17 protein-coding genes are annotated in these 18636 nt (G+C 37.5%); 8 read left to right on the top strand and 9 right to left on the bottom strand.

Translation table 11 applies throughout. The features are described from left to right. The first annotated feature begins 2 nt into the window (after positions 1-2). Positions 3-737, top strand: a complete 735-nt coding sequence (locus tag BN8061_RS10145; protein WP_068598988.1) for an SIMPL domain-containing protein — start codon at positions 3-5, stop codon at positions 735-737. Between the two features lie 79 nt (positions 738-816). On the opposite strand, the gene BN8061_RS10150 is transcribed toward BN8061_RS10145, so the two are convergent. Beyond that, positions 817-3438 carry a valine--tRNA ligase gene (locus BN8061_RS10150; protein ID WP_068598991.1) on the bottom strand — a complete coding sequence of 874 codons (2622 nt, stop codon included), beginning with the start codon at positions 3436-3438 and terminating at the stop codon, positions 817-819. Positions 3439-3519: 81 nt separating this feature from the next. Continuing rightward, positions 3520-4182: a metal-dependent transcriptional regulator gene (locus BN8061_RS10155; protein WP_068598993.1), complete on the bottom strand. Its 663-nt coding sequence runs from the start codon at positions 4180-4182 to the stop codon at positions 3520-3522. Between the two features lie 98 nt (positions 4183-4280). Between BN8061_RS10155 and BN8061_RS10160 the strand changes: the two genes are divergently transcribed. The 4 genes from BN8061_RS10160 to BN8061_RS10175 all read left to right on the top strand — a co-directional run bounded on the left by BN8061_RS10160 (position 4281) and on the right by BN8061_RS10175 (position 8130). After that, positions 4281-6335, top strand: a complete 2055-nt coding sequence (locus BN8061_RS10160; RefSeq protein WP_068598995.1) for a TonB-dependent receptor plug domain-containing protein — start codon at positions 4281-4283, stop codon at positions 6333-6335. A 12-nt stretch (positions 6336-6347) separates the two neighbouring features. After that, positions 6348-6803 carry a thioredoxin family protein gene (locus BN8061_RS10165; protein ID WP_068598997.1) on the top strand — a complete coding sequence of 152 codons (456 nt, stop codon included), beginning with the start codon at positions 6348-6350 and terminating at the stop codon, positions 6801-6803. 110 nt (positions 6804-6913) lie between these two features. Then, positions 6914-7282 (top strand): DUF1573 domain-containing protein, encoded by a 369-nt coding sequence (locus BN8061_RS10170; RefSeq protein ID WP_068598998.1) that lies wholly within the window; start codon positions 6914-6916, stop codon positions 7280-7282. Between the two features lie 47 nt (positions 7283-7329). Continuing rightward, entirely contained in the window at positions 7330-8130 is an 801-nt protein-coding gene (locus tag BN8061_RS10175) for a glycoside hydrolase family 25 protein (protein ID WP_068599003.1), read from the top strand. A 96-nt stretch (positions 8131-8226) separates the two neighbouring features. Here BN8061_RS10175 and BN8061_RS10180 read toward each other — a convergent pair whose 3' ends face one another. Continuing rightward, on the bottom strand, positions 8227-9861 hold the full coding sequence (locus BN8061_RS10180; protein WP_154662306.1) for an LIC_10190 family membrane protein: 1635 nt from the start codon (positions 9859-9861) through the stop codon (positions 8227-8229). A gap of 239 nt (positions 9862-10100) precedes the next feature. Between BN8061_RS10180 and BN8061_RS10185 the strand changes: the two genes are divergently transcribed. Together BN8061_RS10185 and BN8061_RS12320 are read left to right on the top strand one after the other, a co-directional pair. Further along, positions 10101-12707: a copper-transporting P-type ATPase gene (locus BN8061_RS10185; RefSeq protein WP_068599007.1), complete on the top strand. Its 2607-nt coding sequence runs from the start codon at positions 10101-10103 to the stop codon at positions 12705-12707. A gap of 88 nt (positions 12708-12795) precedes the next feature. Further along, a complete protein-coding gene (locus BN8061_RS12320; RefSeq protein ID WP_262509384.1) occupies positions 12796-12927 on the top strand; it encodes a hypothetical protein in 132 nt (43 codons plus the stop codon). Between the two features lie 33 nt (positions 12928-12960). Here the strand turns inward: BN8061_RS12320 and BN8061_RS10190 are convergent, their stop codons facing one another. From BN8061_RS10190 to nhaA, 6 genes are all read right to left on the bottom strand, one after another. Continuing rightward, the gene (locus tag BN8061_RS10190; protein WP_068599009.1) at positions 12961-13395 is read right to left on the bottom strand and encodes a BamJ family beta-barrel-assembly machinery protein; all 435 of its coding nucleotides are present in this window, start codon (positions 13393-13395) and stop codon (positions 12961-12963) included. A gap of 137 nt (positions 13396-13532) precedes the next feature. Beyond that, entirely contained in the window at positions 13533-13865 is a 333-nt protein-coding gene (locus BN8061_RS11980) for a T9SS type A sorting domain-containing protein (protein ID WP_094745947.1), read from the bottom strand. Positions 13866-14144: 279 nt separating this feature from the next. Continuing rightward, a complete protein-coding gene (locus BN8061_RS10195; protein WP_068599011.1) occupies positions 14145-14453 on the bottom strand; it encodes an NHL repeat-containing protein in 309 nt (102 codons plus the stop codon). Positions 14454-14539: 86 nt separating this feature from the next. Further along, positions 14540-14725: an NHL repeat-containing protein gene (locus tag BN8061_RS10200; RefSeq protein WP_068599013.1), complete on the bottom strand. Its 186-nt coding sequence runs from the start codon at positions 14723-14725 to the stop codon at positions 14540-14542. Beyond that, positions 14706-14846, bottom strand: a complete 141-nt coding sequence (locus tag BN8061_RS11920) for an NHL repeat-containing protein (RefSeq protein WP_154662307.1) — start codon at positions 14844-14846, stop codon at positions 14706-14708. Before BN8061_RS11920 ends, BN8061_RS10200 begins: the two co-directional genes overlap by 20 nt. 404 nt (positions 14847-15250) lie before the next feature. Continuing rightward, a complete protein-coding gene (nhaA, locus tag BN8061_RS10205) occupies positions 15251-16588 on the bottom strand; it encodes a Na+/H+ antiporter NhaA (protein ID WP_068599015.1) in 1338 nt (445 codons plus the stop codon). Between the two features lie 267 nt (positions 16589-16855). Between nhaA and BN8061_RS10210 the strand changes: the two genes are divergently transcribed. Beyond that, on the top strand, positions 16856-18607 hold the full coding sequence (locus BN8061_RS10210; protein WP_235802739.1) for a TrkH family potassium uptake protein: 1752 nt from the start codon (positions 16856-16858) through the stop codon (positions 18605-18607). The last annotated feature ends 29 nt before the right edge of the window (positions 18608-18636 follow it).

Here is an 18636-nt window from a genome sequence, read left to right on the forward strand (position 1 = left end):
AAATGAAAAACTATTATATCATCACCTCTGCTATTGCTGCCGTAGCCATCATTTTAGCTGCATTGTTTTTGGGCAGTTCTTACAAGTATAAATACAAATCACAAGACCGAATCAATGTGGTCGGAAATGCCAAACAAGATTTTGAGTCGGATTTGATTGTCTGGAGCGGGAGTTTTATGAAAAAAGATTACGACCTGAAAACGGCTTCCGAAGCCCTGAATAGTGACAAAGTTACCGTGCTGAATTACCTAAAAAACAAGGGAATAAAAGAAAATGAAATTACCTTTGATGCCGTGCAAATCAACCGAGATTTCAATTACATCACCCGAGAAGACGGTTCATCTTACCGAGAATTTACGGGCTATGAATTGACGCAATTTGTGACCATAGAATCTAAAGAAATAGACCGGATTGAAAAAGTATCACGAGAGATCACCGACCTCATCTCACAAGGTATAGAGCTCAACTCTAGTCAGCCAAGTTATTATTACAGCAAACTAGAAGATTTGAAGTTGGAACTGATAAAAAAAGCATCAGAAAACGGACGACAACGCGCCGAAAATATTGCCTCTGAATCGAAAGCGTCTCTCGGAAGTTTACGAAATGCCGACTTAGGAATCTTTCAAATCACAGGGCAAAATTCTAACGAGGATTATTCTTATGGTGGCGCATTCAACACCACATCGCGTGCCAAAACAGCGAACATCACCGTAAGACTGAGTTATCAAGCAAAATAATATTACCCAAAAAACAAAAAAATCCATCATGGCTGATGGATTTTTTTATGATGGTAAAAAGAATTGAATCTGCAAAAGTTTATAACGCTGCTAATTGTTCTTCGATCTGAGCAATTTTGGCTAAGGCATCGGCTTCTTTTTTGCGCTCAGTGTTGATTACTTGCTCTGGTGCACCGTTCACAAATTTTTCGTTTGATAATTTTTTACGTACAGAATTCAAAAACCCTTGATTGTATTCCAGTTCTTTTTGTAATTTTTTACGCTCAGCTTCCACATCGATCTTATCCGACATCGGAATCATAAATTCTAATGTACCCACACGGAATCCGAAACCTTTTTCGGGTTTTTCAGCTGTATTGAAGTTAGCAACATTTCCTAATTTAGAAAATACATCAACATAAATTTCGCTCGTTGCTTGTGCGTCGGCAAAAACCTCTAACGCTTCTTTCGGTGACATTCCTTTTTCTGATCGCAAGCCTCGTATTGCTGTGGTGGCTTCTTTGGTATTTTCGAAAACTCTAATAACCGTTTCGTCGAAAGTCGTTACTGCCGGATATTGTGTAATTATCAAGGCTTCTTCCTTTGTTCTTTCTGCAATCAAATGCCAAATTTCTTCGGTGAGAAAAGGCATAAACGGATGTAACACTTTGAGAACATTTTCTAAAAAACTAATGGTTGCCTCGTATGTTTTACGGTCAATTGGTTCACCAAAGGCTGGTTTGATGACTTCTAAATACCACGAACAGAAATCGTCCCAAATCAATTTATAAATACTCATCAGAGCGTCTGACAAGCGGTATTGGTTGTAATTGTTTTCGATCTCTGCAAAGGCTTGTTGAAAGCGGTTTTCGAACCAAGTAATTGCGGTGGCTTGGGTAGAAGATTGTTGACAATTTTCATCTATTTCCCAACCTTTTATCAATCGGAAAGCGTTCCAAATCTTATTGGCGAAATTTCGTCCTTGTAAACACAATTCTACATCGAACGGCAAATCGTTTCCGGCTGGAGCGGTGAGCAACATTCCCATGCGTGTAGCATCTGCTCCGTATTCTTGCATCAGGGCTATGGGATCTGGTGAATTTCCTAGAGATTTAGACATTTTTCTACCCAATTTATCCCTTACGATTCCTGTAAAATAGACATTTTCGAAAGGTTTTTCGTCTAAGAATTCGTAGCCTGCCATGATCATTCTTGCTACCCAAAAGAAAATAATATCTGGTCCCGTTACCAAATCTTGCGTTGGGTAGTAATAATTAATTTCTTCGTTGTTTGGATTATTGATACCATCGAAAACCGAAAATGGCCAGATCCAAGATGAAAACCATGTGTCCAAAACATCATCAGATTGTTTTAGGTCAGACAAGTTCAACTCGGGATTATTGTTTTTTTCTCGTGCCAAGGTCAAGGCTTCTTCTGGCGTCATGGCAACCACAAAATCTTCGCTACCTTCACCGTAGAAATAAGCTGGTATTTGATGTCCCCACCAAAGTTGTCGAGAAATATTCCAATCGGTAATATTTTCCATCCAATTGCGGTAGGTATTTTTGAATTTTGGCGGATGAAATTTTATTACATCATTCATTACATTATCCAATGCAGGTTTGGCCAAATCGGCCATCTTCAGAAACCATTGATCAGAAATTTTTGGTTCGATAACGACTCCTGTGCGTTCTGAAGTTCCTACATTATTGGTGTAATTTTCTACTTTTTCGAGGAGGCCTTTTTCTTCTAATTCTTTTTCAATTTCTTTTCGAACTTTGAATCGGTCCATTCCTTGATAATGCAAACCGTTTTCGTTGAGTTTAGCATCATCGGTAAAAATATCAATAAAATCTAGATTATGTTTTGTTCCTAAATTATAGTCATTATGGTCATGTGCTGGTGTTACTTTTAGGCAACCTGTACCAAATTCTAAATCGACATATTCGTCTTGAATAATTTTTATTTTTCGGTTGACAATCGGTACGATTACTTCCTTGTCCTTTAGCCATTGGTAACGTTCATCTTCTGGATGGATGCATACTGCTGTATCACCAAAAATAGTTTCTGGGCGCGTAGTTGCTACAACGATATATTGATCGGTTCCCTCTACCTGATATTTGAGATGGTATAATTTCCCGTTTTTTTCTTTATAAATTACCTCTTCGTCAGAAATATTAGTTTTAGCTTCTGGATCCCAATTTACCATGCGATAACCGCGGTAGATGAGTCCTTTATTGTACAAGTTCACAAACACTTGTTGCACCGCTTTGGATAAGCTTTCGTTCATAGTGAATTGCGTTCTATCCCAATCACACGATGCGCCCAAAGTTTTCAGTTGTTCTAAGATGACACCGCCATATTCATGGGTCCAATCCCAAGCGTGTTCCAAGAATTTTTCGCGGCCGATATCAAATTTAGAGATGCCTTGTTCTTTGAGTTTGGCAACCACTTTTGCTTCTGTTGCAATGGAAGCATGATCGGTCCCTGGCACCCAACAAGCATTGTAGCCTTTCATGCGTGCTCTGCGTATCAGTACATCTTGTATAGTGTTGTTTAGCATATGTCCCATATGCAGAACTCCGGTAACATTGGGTGGCGGAATAACGATGGTGTACGGTTCTCTGTGATCTGGTGTAGAACGAAAATATTGATGCTCTAACCAATACTTATACCATTTTTTTTCTACGGTTTGGGGAGAATATTTAGATGCTATTTCCATGTAATTGTTTTTCTTTCTAAATTCTAAGATTGCGAGTGTAAAAATAGATATTTATGTTGTTTTTTCGGTAGGATGGTTTTTTTATTTTTCACTGACCAACAAACTTGAGGTTACTTGATGGCTAAAGACTTCTTTTTTGTTGTTTTTCAGGATTTCTATCGTCATCGTTCCATCGTAGGCTTCTACTGCCAAAACTTTGATTTGGTCGTTGAGTTGAATGTTTTTTGAATTGAGGAATTTTAGAAAATCTTCTGAAGAATTGGTTACCGCCACTATTTGTACAATGGTATCGCAAGGTATAGAAGATAGTTTATTATAATTCAACGGGATCAAATTTCCTTGCTTATCTGGAATTGGTGAGCCGTGCGGATCGATTTTTGGGTAATTTAACATCTGATCCATTTTGTCAAAAAATAAAGTGCTCTGTATATGCTCTATTTGCTCGGCAACTTCATGGACTTCTTCCCAACCAAAGCCCATTTTCTCTACTAAGAACATTTCGGTTAATCGATGTTTACGAACAATTAAAGCAGCTTTTATCAATCCTTTTTGGGTTAACCTCAAAGGTTTGTAACTGGTATAATATACCAATTCTTTTTCGGCCAACTTTTTCATCATACTATTTACCGTTGGCATTTTAATATTGAGCCACTCACTCAATTCTTTCACAGCCACCTCTTCTACTCCATTTTTCGACAAATGAAATAAGGCTTTTAGGTAGTTTTCTTCGATTGATGAATTCATGAAACAAAGATAAAAATAACAATTTGCATTTACCATTATTAGTTTATTAAATAATAATTGTTAGATTTGTCTAATAATTTAATTTTACAATAATAAATATGAAGTTTTACTCAATTCCGATTTCTTTACTTTTCGGCGCGTTTGTTTTTGCACAAGAGCCGATTATGGATACGATTCCAGAAAACGACAACAATAATCTCGATGAAGTAGTGATTACAGGAACCATGAAACCGATGAAAAAATCGGATAGTCCGGTACCCATTGAAATCTATACACCAGCTTTTTTCAAAAAAAATCCTACCCCTTCTCTTTTCGATGCTGTTCAGCTAATCAATGGTGTGCAACCACAACTCAATTGCAATGTTTGTAACACGGGCGACATCCACATCAACGGGATGGAAGGTCCATACACCATGGTTTTGATTGACGGAATGCCAATTGTTTCTTCACTCTCTACGGTTTATGGTTTGAGTGGAATTCCGAATAGTTTAGTCGATAGAATAGAAGTTGTCAAAGGTCCTGCTTCTTCCTTGTACGGTACAGAGGCGATGGGTGGGATAATAAACGTTATTACCAAAAACCCAAGCACAGCACCAACGCTTAGTCTTGATGCCTTTACCACAACTTGGTTAGAAACCAATATTGACGGAGGTTTCAAAGCGAATATTGGCGAAAAAGCTCATAGTTTATTGGGTTTTAATTATTTCAAATTCGGAGAAAGAAAAGACAATAACCACGACGGTTTCACCGATGTCACACTTCAAGATCGCATTTCGGTTTTCAATAAATGGACGTTGCAAAGACCTGAAAACAAAACAGCAAGTTTGGCTTTGCGCTATTTGTATGAGGATCGCTGGGGCGGTGAAACAAATTGGAAAAGGAAACTTCATCGTGGAGGCGAAGAAGTATATGGCGAAAGTATTATGACAAACCGGGTAGAAGCAATTGGGATGTATCAATGGCCAACCAAAGAAAAAATATTTTCACAATTTTCTTACAACTGGCATCAGCAGAATTCTTTTTACGGCCCCGAATCTTATCAGGCCAAACAACAAGTTGTTTTCGGACAAACCTATTGGGACAAAACCATCAATCAACACAGTTTACTCTTGGGTGCATCCTACAAATACACCTATTATGACGATGATACACGTGGAACCGGTTGGTATGATGAGCACGATAATCTCCTAAAAAACAATCCAAATAAAACCCCGATTTTCGGAATTTTTATACAAGATGAATGGACTTTGAACCCTGAAAATAAATTGCTTTTAGGTTATCGGTATGATTATGATCAAACCCACAAAAGTATTCATTCTCCGCGAGTGGCTTATAAATTCTCACCCAATCCACACCACACTTTGCGCGCGAGTTTTGGTACAGGATTCCGTGTTGTCAACGTCTTCACAGAAGATCACCGAGCATTAACAGGCGCAAGAACTGTGGTTTTTGAGAACGAACTGAAACCTGAAAAATCATACAATGGGAACCTAAATTATGTATTCAAACTACCGACAAATTTTGCCGGATTGAATTTTGATTTAACTGCTTTCTATTCATATTTCACCAATAAAATTATTGCCGATACCGACACCGATCAGACAAAAATTATATACGATAATTTAGACGGACATGCTATCTCGCAAGGTATTTCTCTGAATGTTGAAGCAGCCTTCGAATTTCCCCTCAAATTAATGCTTGGCGGAACTTACATGGATGTTTTTGCCAAAGAAGAAGGTGAAAAAGAAGTACAATATCATGCGCCAAAATGGTCGGGAAATTTCTTGGCTTCTTACACTTTCCGAAAAGGATTTTCAGTTGATTTCACCGGTGTTTTCAATGGTCCGATGAGATTACCTCGTGTAGAAAATGATTATAGACCCGAATATTCTCCTAGCACGTTGATAGCTAATTTACAGATTACCAAAAAAATGGCTTCAGGCTTAGAAATTTATTTCGGAGCTAAAAACCTCTTCAATGTATTACCGAAAAATGATGCGATTGCTCGTTGGTGGGATCCATTCGGTGAACCCGGAAATGGGGTAACTCCTCCTCCAGGCAGAACCGATGTCATCTTCGAACCGAACGATTATAGCTATACACCAATGCAAGGAATTAGAGGCTTTGCAGGAATTCGTTATACCATATTTTAGTTATTTTGTAGGATGAAAAACATCACTTTCCTCATTACTCTATTTGGGATGATTTGGGCAAATGCACAACAGGATTTAGCACAATTGAACGCTGCCTTTGCTCAAAATCCTAAGCCCATTATCATACAATTTTCGACAGATTGGTGCGGCTATTGCTTGTTGCAGAACAAAAAAATAAAGCAAAATCCCCAGCTTTTAGAGATGTTAGAAAACGAATATTATTATCTACAACTCGATGCCGAAAGCAATACGACTTACCATTTTCTGCAAAGAGATTTTCTGCCAAATCCTTCTTATCCGCTTCATAAAACGCACAGTTTGGTAGCGGCTTTTTTGCAAGAAAATGAATCTGTTGCCTACCCTTTTTGGGTGATGCTGTCAATAGACCTTCTGATAGAATGGCGTTATACTGGATATTTAGCACCCAATAAATTGCACGAAATTTTAAACAATAATTCAAACCGATAAGCATAGCCAACGATTAAAGATTTTTTTTGGAACGAATTTTGAATTTTATAACATCATTAAGAAAATTTTCTAAGAATTTTTTATACATTTGATAAAGAAAAAATCGTAAAATGAAAAAATTATTAATAGTAACTGGCTTAGTTTTTGGTTTTGCAAACGTATCTGCACAAACAGTATCGTTGGATAAAGACAACATAGAATTTGGTGAAGTAAAAGTAAATACCAAAAATAAGGCGCAAATTGTGGTGACCAACACAGGCGACAAACCGTTGAAAATCGAAAGAGTTCAACCATCTTGCGGGTGTACAGTTCCTTCGTTCACCAAAGAAGAAATCTTGCCAGGTAAAACAGGTAAAATCGATGTAGAATACAACTCGGGTACTACTTCTGGAGCTTTCAATAAAACGGTTACGGTTTATTCAAACGACCCGGCTTCGCCAAGAAAAGTTTTCAGAGTGAAAGGTACTGCTGTAAATTAAAAAAATAATTTATAACTTTAAAATCTCGCATAAAGCGAGATTTTTTTATGCCTAAATCGAAAAAAAATAACCAAAATACCAAAAAAGTACTCTACACCATTGTGGTCGTATTTTGCTTGATTATGGGCTTGTATTTGATTGTTTTTCTCAGGAATACTGGCTCTTCCAATCAACATCTCATGGACTACGATATCCACAATTTGGAGTTGTTGAATAGTCATCGAGACAAAGTTTTTGGCATTGATATATCGCAATACCAAGGCGAAATTCAATGGCGTAAAGTGAACAAAATCAACAATCAATTTCCAATCAATTTTGTAATCATCAGGGCTACAATGGGATCGGATGGAAAGGATGAAAAATTTGATAGAAATTGGAAATTGAGTAAAAAACAGGGTTTTACGAGAGGTGTTTATCATTATTATCGACCCAACGAAAATTCGAATCTTCAGATTCTGAACTTCATCTCGAAAGTAGAACTCGAAGCCGGTGACCTCCCTCCTGTTTTGGATATAGAAGAGAGACCAACGACGCAATCGATGGACAGTTTACGTTCTGGACTGAAAAAATGGTTGACTGCAATAGAAGATTATTACGGCGTTCGCCCAATCATTTATTCATCCGATAATTATTACAAACATTTCCTAGAAAAAGAATTCTATGATTATCCTCGCTGGATTGCAAATTATAATTTTTGGATAAAATCGCCCGAACCGACTTGGAATTTCTGGCAGTTCTCTGAAAAAGGTACGGTAAACGGAATCAAAACAAAGGTTGACCTCAACATCTTCAACGGGAATATTTACGACCTCGACAATTTGACTGTTGATGAAAATACCCTTAAATAAAATTTCGGATTTAATGAGAATCGGCAAGTTTATAAGCTTTAAGCATAAAAATAAGGCGTTGAACAACCTGAAAAACAAGTATCAGAAAAGTCTCGATCAGCGGAATTGAGGCTGTTTTTTGAACAGTTCATCGAGTTGCGATGCTATTTTTTCGTCTATTGGAATCGATTGATAACCTTTCTTCAAGTTTTCTGATTCAATCGGCACGGCATAATAACCTGTTTGATACCAATCTTTTAGAATATAATAATTCAGCGTATTCACAGGATAATTTCCCAACAATTGGCGATTAACGTAAAAATAATGTGTACCATTTAATTCAATTTTTTCTAAGCTATATACCTTAGACTGAAATTGATAAGGCTCGAACCAAAATTTACGAAAAGAGGTGTTGAAACGATTTGTTTGCGTCCATTTTTGCAATTTCGGCACGGGTGAAAAAATCACAACCAGAACTCCAAACACCGCAACCATCAAACTCAAATTTATCCAGAGCGTACGTATTCTGCTTAAATAAATCAGCATGAATAAACTCAGAATCAACACATCCAAATTCAATCGATATTGTGGCGAAACAAGTAAGACAACAATTGTTTTCAGCAAAAGCATCACACTCAAAAATAAAAGAATCGAATGCTTTTTGTAATAAGTCAAAAAAATACAACCTATCATCAACAGCAAGGTGCAAAGGTGCAAAAAAGACGTTTCACCAGCATTGAGCATCACGTTGCGGTAATACTCTACAGTTGACATCTCCATTACTTCTTGCCAACCAAAATAACCAGAAAGCGGATTGTACCGACCATATAGACCAGACAAATGGTAAGTTTCTACAGGGATCGACCATGACCACTGCTGAATATTGAAAAATCCTACGGGGAAAAAAGGATTACTCGACAACCAAATTTGCTTGAAAAAATGAAGCAAAACCAAAAACGTTGCAAAGCTAAAATCTCGTACATCAAACTTTAGTTTTCGCATCAGATACAACCCAAAAACAGCGAGAATCAAGATAAATGCCGTAGGTTTTATACAAAAAATAAAGACCGAAAAAGTCATCCAAAAAGAAAAATGATTGCGATTGATCAGCATTTGATGAAACCAAATTAGACTCAAAATATAGACAGGCAAATCGGTAGACAAACTGCTACAAAGCAAGAGAAAAAAGGGTATAAAAAGATAAAGTCGCTGTTCATTTACTGTTGAAGTGTAAATCAAAAATACAACTAACAAAACGCCGTTGAGCCCAAAATAAACATCCAAACTATTATCAAATCCTGCCTGCAAAATATGCCACAAACTCGTCTGAGCAAGCACCAATTCAAAATTTCCAATACCTTTTACCAAGCCCAATTGGTTCAAATATTTTACCGTTGGGAGATAATACGAATAATGGTCGTATAAAATTGGTTTTTGAACTGAAAAGTACAAGGTAAATCCCAACATGATGTAAAAAACTACTGTTGGTTTGATATTGAGCATTGCCCTGTAAATTGACTCTCTATAAATCCAACTGAGCACAAGACCAGCGATGGACAAAGGCACTTCTACCCTTTCGTCTAAAGGAACAAAGAACCCCAACAACAAGAAAACCGTCGCAAGCAACAGTATACCAAAAATGAATTGGATGGCTAGATTACGACTCTTCTGCCCGATAATTTGTTGCAATGCGTCACCATATCCTAAACAGACAAAAAAAACGATAAGATAGATAAATAACTGTAAAATCACCGAGTAAAGTTAGCCAATTTGATCATTGGGCAAAATAAATTTTTGGTTTGATTTCATGTGCTTTAGACGAGTAAAATTGCCCAAATTTTTGATAAAATCAACGCCGAATGTTTTAGAAATGGCAGTTTTTGTACCTAAAATTCTAATCAAAATGATTTATTCGTCGATTAAAACTTCCTATCTGCATTTAACAAAAATCTAAAATAAATTCAAGAACTTTGTTAAAAATCAAAAAAAAAATGAACAGCCAATATACCTTAAAAGGTTTAAGCAATTTCGAAAGCAAAAAAGCGGTCGAAACTGCCTTGAACACCATCGAAGGGCTCACTGCCAAAGTTTTTTTACCCGATCAAGTTTTTTTTACAAGTGAAATCGAACTCGATTTGGATCTGATACAACAAACCTTAAAAAACATAGGAGATTATGAATTGGTAACCGAGCAAGACGACATACCGCCCCATATCCGCGCCAACACTTCACCCAGCAACCAATACATTTGCCCCATGTTTTGCGAAGGCGATTTGATCCACACAGAACCTGGCAGATGCTCGGTTTGTAATATGTTTTTATTACCAATAGAACAGGTAGATCGAGATAAACCATACGAACACGGAGCTCACCAGCATCAGCATTTTTCTGAAGAAAATGCCGGTAAATATTACTGTCCGATGATGTGCGAAGGCGATAAGGTTTACGACGAAATGGGCTCTTGTCCAGTCTGTGGAATGAATTTAGAAAAAATTCCAGATCTCACGCATCGGGTAGAATATACTTGCCCTATGCACCCCGAAATTGTTTCAGCCAGCCCAGGAAGTTGTTCGATTTGCGGAATGGATCTCGTACCGAAAGAACCACAAGAAGAGGTCGACGAAACTTACCAAGAACTGAAAAAGAAATTTTGGATTTCGGTTGCCTTCACTTTACCTATTTTCATCTTATCGATGGGTGAAATGATTCCGGGAAATCCCGTCGGAAAAATCATTTCGCCACAGCATTCTGCCTTAGTGCAATTGGTTTTATGCTTACCCATTATATTTTATACAGCTAGTACGTATTTTGTGAGAGCTTACCACTCTTATAAAAACTGGAATCTCAACATGTTTAGCCTCATTGGTTTAGGCACTTCAGCGGCATTCCTTTACAGTTTGATTGCGTTATTCTTTCCAAATTCATTTCCAGAAGAATTCAAAACGCATCACGGTATGGTCGGATTATATATCGAATCGGTAGCGGTAATCCTCACCTTGGTTATTTTAGGTCAATTGATGGAAGCCAAAGCGCATTCTAAAACCAACAAAGCCATCAAAGAGCTCATCAAACTCACGCCTCACGAAGCGACTTTAGTGGTTAATGGCGAAGAACAAAAAGTAAGCATTCACGACATCAAAATTGGAGATCAGCTCAAGGTAAAACCAGGAGAAAAAGTTCCGATCGATGGCAGCATCATCAGCGGAAATACCGACATAGACGAATCGATGCTCACTGGCGAATCGGTAGCCGTTTCGAAATCACCAAATGACAAAGTAATTGGTGGCAGCCTCAATGGTTCTGGAAGTTTTGTAATGCAAGCAGAAAAAATAGGTCAAGACACCCTCTTGGCAAAAATCATCCAGATGGTCAATTCGGCAAGTCGTACGCAGGCTCCTATTCAACGTTCGGTAGACAAAATTTCAAAAATATTTGTTCCTACAGTTATCATCGTCGCTGTACTCACATTCATTGCATGGTGGATTTTGGGCACCGATAATCGGTTGAATTTTGCTTTTGCCAACACTATTGCCGTTCTCATTGTTGCTTGTCCTTGTGCATTGGGGCTTGCAACGCCCATGTCGGTAATGGTTGCGGTAGGAAAAGGCGCAAAAAATGGAATACTCATCAAAAATGCCGCTTCTTTGGAGCAGCTCAACCAAGTGAACGTTTTAGCAATCGATAAAACAGGAACCATTACCAATGGTAAACCCAGCATCGCGAAAATCATCTCAACAGGAAAAATGAGTCAAAATCAACTTTTGCAATATGCCGCAAGTCTCAATCAAAACAGTTCGCATCCTGTGGCAAACGCCTTTACCACCAAACTGAAATCTGAACAATTAGACCCCTTATATGTAACTCATTTTCAAAACATTACAGGAAAAGGTGTAAAAGGAACGATCGATAATCAACCGCTAATTTTAGGAAATGCAACCTTGATGACCGACCTGAATATTCCGATAAATCAATTTCAAAATAATGATAACACCACCTCTTTTTTGGTCATTAATAATCAACTCGAAGGATATTTTGAATTGCACGATGAGATAAAAACCACTTCAAAAGGCGCTATTCAAGACTTACAGCAAGAAAATATAGAAGTCGTCATGCTCACGGGCGACAACTACAACACCGCCAAAAAAGTAGCCAAAGCAGTTGGCATTACGAGTTTTGAAGCCGAAGTTTTACCGCAAGATAAACAGCAATTTATCCAAAAACGCCAAAAAGAAGGTAAAATAGTCGCCATGGCTGGCGACGGAATCAACGATGCGCCAGCTTTGGCACAGGCAGACGTAGCGATTGCAATGGATTCTGGAACCGATGTGGCGATAGAAAGTGCCGACATTACTTTGTTGAAAGGCGATCTAAATGGCGTAAAGAAAAGCATTCGATTGAGCCATGCGATGATGAAAAATATCCATCAAAATTTAGGTTTTGCTTTTATTTATAATATTATTGGAATCCCCATTGCGGCCGGAATTTTGTATCCGTTTTTCGGAATTTTAATGTCGCCCATGATCGCTGCAACTGCCATGAGCTTGAGCTCGGTTTCGGTGATCCTCAATGCCACCAGACTGAATCAAGTGAAATTATAAACGTTAAAAATTTGATAATAAACATTTTAAAATCCCACAATTCAACTGAAATGTAATATATTGTATACTGAATTTCAAAACAAAAAAAATGGCTAAAAAGCAAGCAGAAAAAAAAGAAGCATTTGTGCTCGAAGATCAAGTAAATAAACTGAAAGATCCATTTCATCGAAATCTAATTCGAAACAATCGATTGAAACAAAAAAGACGCAAAAGATGCTAACAAAAAAATCCATCGTTTGATGGATTTTTTTGATTACAAAATGCCCAACAATTCTACTTCGAAAATCAGTGTGCTATTGGGGCCAATTGCTTTAGAAATTTGCTCTTCACCGTAAGCCAATTCCGCCGGAATTACCAATTTCCATTTGCTACCAACAGGCATCAATTGTAAAGCTTCTGTCCATCCGGCAATCACACGATTGAGCGGAAAAGACGCAGGTTTTTGACGCTGAACCGAGCTGTCGAATACTTCATTGTGTATCGTAGTTCCGTGATAATGACACAAAACTGTATCGCTTTCTTTCGGTTTCGGTCCATCGCCTTCTACCAAAATTTGGTATTGCAAACCGCTTTCAAGAGTTACAACTCCTTCATGTTTTGCAAATTCTTCGCGAAAAGCATTCCCTTCGTTTTTATTCTTTTCTGCCAATTCTTTTTTTCGTTTCAACAATATTTCTGCAACGCCCATGATTTTTTTTACAAAAGTATAAAAGTTTAATAGTTTATCATATCAAAAAATAATCTGTTCACTTCGTACAGCAAGCAGATATTTTCTTCTAATCCATACAATCTGAGCAAGTTTTTCAGCTCATCGTTTTTGTTTTCTTATTGGATAAACAATTTTTCGGTTATGCGTTGGTTAGCGGTCGTTATCCGAACAAAATAAACGCCTTTCGGAAGCGCAGAAGTCGCTATTTTGGTTGTCGTATTGATGTTTTTTTTTTCTAAAATTATTTGCCCCGATACATTTAAAAGTTGTAACAAAGATGTTTCTTTTGAGGGTAGATTTACCACAAAATAATCTTTGGCAGGATTGGAATAAATTGATGCTTTTGCAATTTCGAAATCGTTGATTTGCAGATTGTCGTTGGTGTATTTGCCACCACAAAAGAAGAATTTTCGCTCAGTATTCCACCTGCAATCAACAATTTTCCGTATTAGTCGATGGTTACAAAACCTCCTTTCTCCAAGCCATTGTTATAGTCCAAAACAGAATACCCAGCTTGCACATCAAAAGTTGTATCTATTGCTCCATTCTTTGTAAAACGAGCAATAAATAAATCGCTTATCGCAGGATTTTATTTGGTTAAATACCCCCGAAAGAACGATTTTTTCATCGTTCTGAATCGTCATTTCTTGCAGATAATTTTTCCAATTGCTCATTTTTAGCGTTGCGAAAACATTTGTACCAAAAGTAGGGTCGATATTTGCATCTGCTTATAGGCGGAAAATCAGAATATCGTATTGTAGAAAAGGGATAATAGAAACCCAAGTATGCCTTGCAACCAGGATATTTCCGTTGTCTAATGCAGCTATTTTTGAACTAAAATCGTGTCCGCTACCAAATGAAATAATTTTCGCACTCAAATCACCAAAAGATTTATATTTTGTTCCGTTTGCGTTGTAGCGTAAAACGGTCGAAATATAGCTCGAGTTATAAAATGATTGTCCAGCAATGAGAATTTTTCTATTGTTGTCGATAGCGGTATCTTTTACAAATCCGTTCAAATAACCTTCATAGATCACGTAGCCATTCGCACCAAAAGAGGAATCTAATGACCCGTCTGTATTTTACCGCAAAAGGCTAAATTGGTCATCGATATACCCGCCCGTCACAATTTTCTGTCTGATTGTAAAGATGCAGCTTCGGGCAAATTTTGCTTTCCGTCGGCATCAAAAACTACCATTCCGTTGTTACCAAACGATTCGTCTAAATTTCCATTTGCATCGAAACGCCAGAGCACTTCATTCGAAATTCCGTTATACAGTACGATCTTCCTACAACAACAATTTTTCATTATTTTTTGTTGCAAAACCTTCATCCCTTAATAGCTCAGCACCTAGCGCATAAATATAAGAGCCGTTGTTTGCAAAATCGGTATCGAGTGAGCCGTCTGTGTTGAGGCGTGACATTACCATTTGCCATTTGTTTGAGTAATAATGGCTTTGGATTCTAAAAATACGTCGGAAAGAGGCGCCACTGTCTTTACGACATCGACACCAAATGTTGGGTCTAAAGTTCCGGCAGAATGCTATGCTTGCACCATAGTCAAAAAAAAGACTGTAAGCAGAAGAAAGAGTACATGATTTTTCATAAAAAATCGAATTTTAGTGTCTAATTTTTTTTTAATAAACGCAAAGGGTTTGAAGTTTTTATGAATTCACCGCCGAGTTATATCTAATAAATACGAGTTTTATCTAATAAATAATAGCTGACCGAAACGATAGCGCACTTCAGTTTTGAGAATAGTATTCGTTAGCAAGTTTTTTTTGGTATAAAACAACGAGACTATCAATCGGTAAGAATATAGAAAATTCAGGATTTATTTTGCTTGTTTCTTTCCGGTTCTAGAAAGAATAAGAAAGCCGACAAGTCCACCAATGAGTGAAGCTGCGATAATTCCTAATTTGGCCTGATCTGGATAATCTGGATGCTTGTTGACGTCAAAAGCTAATTCGGTAACAAATAAAGACATCGTAAACCCAATAGACGCCAGAAAAGCTACGCCCAACAGTTGAGTCATGGTCATTCCTTCTGGTCTAGAAACGATTTTTAGTTTTATAATCAGCGCAATCAGACCAAAAATACCAATGACTTTTCCTACAATCAAACCAGACGCTACACCCAAAGTTACCGCACTAATATCACCCCCAAACGAAATAGGAATTGCAGCATTGCACAAAGCAAAAATTGGCATCACAATAAAGCTTACAAAGCTATGCATACCATGTTCTAACCGTTGCGACGGCGGTAATGCATCTTTGGTCAGGCTTCGCATTTCTTCAACGATATGAATTTGGTCTCCTGTGAGGTTTGGATTTTTATCATCTGGATCTACAGCAAAAAATCTTTCTCTTAACTCATTCATTTTATACGAAAAATACCCTTCGTTTATTCGGGCATTTGCTGGAATTGCAAAAGCGGCTAAAACCGAAGCAATAGTAGCGTGTACGCCAGAGAGTAAAAAAGAAAGCCATATCCCTCCTATTCCAATAATTGCATAGAAAATAGGGCTTTTGAACCCTAATCTATTACAGATTAGTAGCAAAATAAACAAGGCAATTCCGATCGATAAAAACATCAAATTTAGGTTCGAAGTATAAAAAAGCGCAATCACCAAAACAGCACCCAAATCGTCTACAATTGCCAAAGCTGTCAAGAAAACTTTAAGCGAAAGTGGAACTTTGTCTCCTAAAAGGTACATAACCCCCAACGCAAATGCAATGTCGGTTGCCATGGGAATTCCCCAACCGTGCGCCGCATCTGTATCGCCGTTGAAAAAGGTATAAATAAGCGCCGGAAACACCATTCCGCCAATTGCAGCGATGATCGGAAGCATTGCTTGTTTGGGCGATGATAGCTCGCCATTTGTGAGCTCGCGTTTCAATTCTAATCCTACCACAAAAAAGAAAATTGCCATCAAACCATCGTTTATCCAGTGATGAAGCGACATTTTGAGCTCGAAATCGCCAAAAGAAACCCCTATCCGATGTTGCCACAACTCGTGATACCACTCTGCCCAAGGAGAATTGGCAAAGAAAATTGCGGTGACAGCAGCTATAAACAGAACCAAACCTCCGGTTGTGGATTTATTGATAAACTGATTGATGGGTTTTACGATGTATTTTTCGACTGGACTAAGATTTAAATTTTGCTCCATTGTTCATTTTAAAAGTAAGATTCACAAAAATAAAAGAATTCTAAAAATAGTCCAAAGAACTTTAGCTTAAATCAACGTTAACAATTTATTCGAATACTTGCATTCGGCATGAAAGTGTTATAACCTGAGATTTGATAAACAATTTTTTCCTTTAGAAATTTTATAATTTTAAAAATCCTGCAGCATGAAGATTTAATGAAAATTAAATGAATTAGATTCTATATTTGCAAAAGGTTTTAATCCTACGTTTTTAAAATTTTCATTCGGATGATCATATGGAATAAACTTTCTGAAATCTTTAAAAGTCGCGAATTGGGCATCGTTTTGTCGGCCACTTATGTTTTGGCAATTGTAATTCTGATTGCCATGCTTGGCTTTGGTTTCCCTGCAAAATATTATCCGTATATCAATTATTTCTTTGTTGCTATTTTGCTCATTGGTGTGGTAAAAACCAGCCTAAAAAATATAATTTTTACAGAAAAATTGGTGCCAAGGGTTCTAATCTTCGACTTGTTAAGCATTGCTATTATACTCTATTGTTTGTATCAACAATTCTTCGAATATTCATTTTCCTATGTGAGCAAATATTTGCAGTTTGCTATTGTACTCAAGCTTATCAGAGAAATTGCCCTGCCCCAACTCAATATTCGAAAATCGAAAATTACAGCGCCACAGCTTTTTATTGTGAGCTTTTTATTTCTTATTTTCAGTGGTTCTGCATTGCTCATGTTGCCCAATGCTACCACACAACCCATACGATATTTAGACGCGTTGTTTACGGCTACCAGTGCGGTTAGCGTTACTGGGCTCACCGTGGTCGACACTGCAAGTTTTTTCACTCCTTTTGGTCATTTACTGATCATGTTGCTCATACAAGCCGGCGGATTGGGGATTTTGACTTTTGCTGGATTTATCACTTATTTTTTCAAAGGGCAATCGACCTACGACAACCAAATTGCGCTTGGGAGCATCGCCAATCATGATGTAATGAGCGAGGTTTTCGAATTTATGAAAAGAATTATCATCCTCACTTTTGGAATCGAATTTTTTGGAGCTATCGTAATATTCTTTTCGGTAGAAAATGCTGATTTTTCACTGGGACAACAACTGTTTTTCAGCGCCTTTCATGCCGTTTCGGCTTTTTGTAATGCGGGTTTTTCTACGCTGCCCAACAATGTGATGAACGATAAACTTATTTTCAATTATCCTTTCCAATCGGTGTTGATTGTTCTAATTTTTTTGGGCGGAATTGGTTTTCCCATCCTCATCAATATCCTACGTTATATCCGCTATTTTGTACAAAAAATAATCGGAAAATTCATCAAAAAAACGCCAAACAACAAGAGTTGGGTGTTTAGTCTAAGTTCCAAAGTAAACCTGATTACCTCGCTTTCGATCATGATTATTGCGACCATCATTTTGTTTTTCGAGGAATATTATCAAACGCTAGAACCGCATCAGGGTTTCGGGAAATTGGTCTCGGCAACGTTTCTTGCCACTACGCCCAGAACAGCAGGTTTCAATCATATAGATTTTGCAGAACTTCATTTTTCATCTACGCTTATCGTGATTTTTATTATGTGGATTGGAGCTTCGCCTGCCGGAACTGGGGGCGGAATCAAAACCAGTACTTTTGCTATTGCGGTAGTCAATTTTCTGAATATTGCACGCGGAAAATCGAAAATAGAAATCTTTAAAAGAGAACTCAGCCCAGTAAATGTACAAAAAGCTTTTGCGGTAATGACACTCTCTTTTTTGGTGATCGGAATTGGGATTTTTCTAATTACCAGGTTCGACAATCATCTGAATTTGATCGATGTAGCATTCGAAGCTTTTTCGGCATATTCTACCGTAGGGCTTTCGAGGAATATCACGCCGCAGCTGAGTAGCGAAAGCAAAATAGTCGTCATATTTTTGATGTATATCGGAAGGGTTTCTATGATGATGGTGTTGATGGCGTTTTTCAAAAAAACAACTTCAGAAAATTACCGTTATCCTACCGATGAAATTTTGATTTAAAAAATTTATAAAAACCTTTTACAAAAAAA

The sequence above is a fragment of the Vaginella massiliensis genome, assembly GCF_900089075.1.
GTDB lineage: Bacteria > Bacteroidota > Bacteroidia > Flavobacteriales > Weeksellaceae > Weeksella > Weeksella massiliensis_A.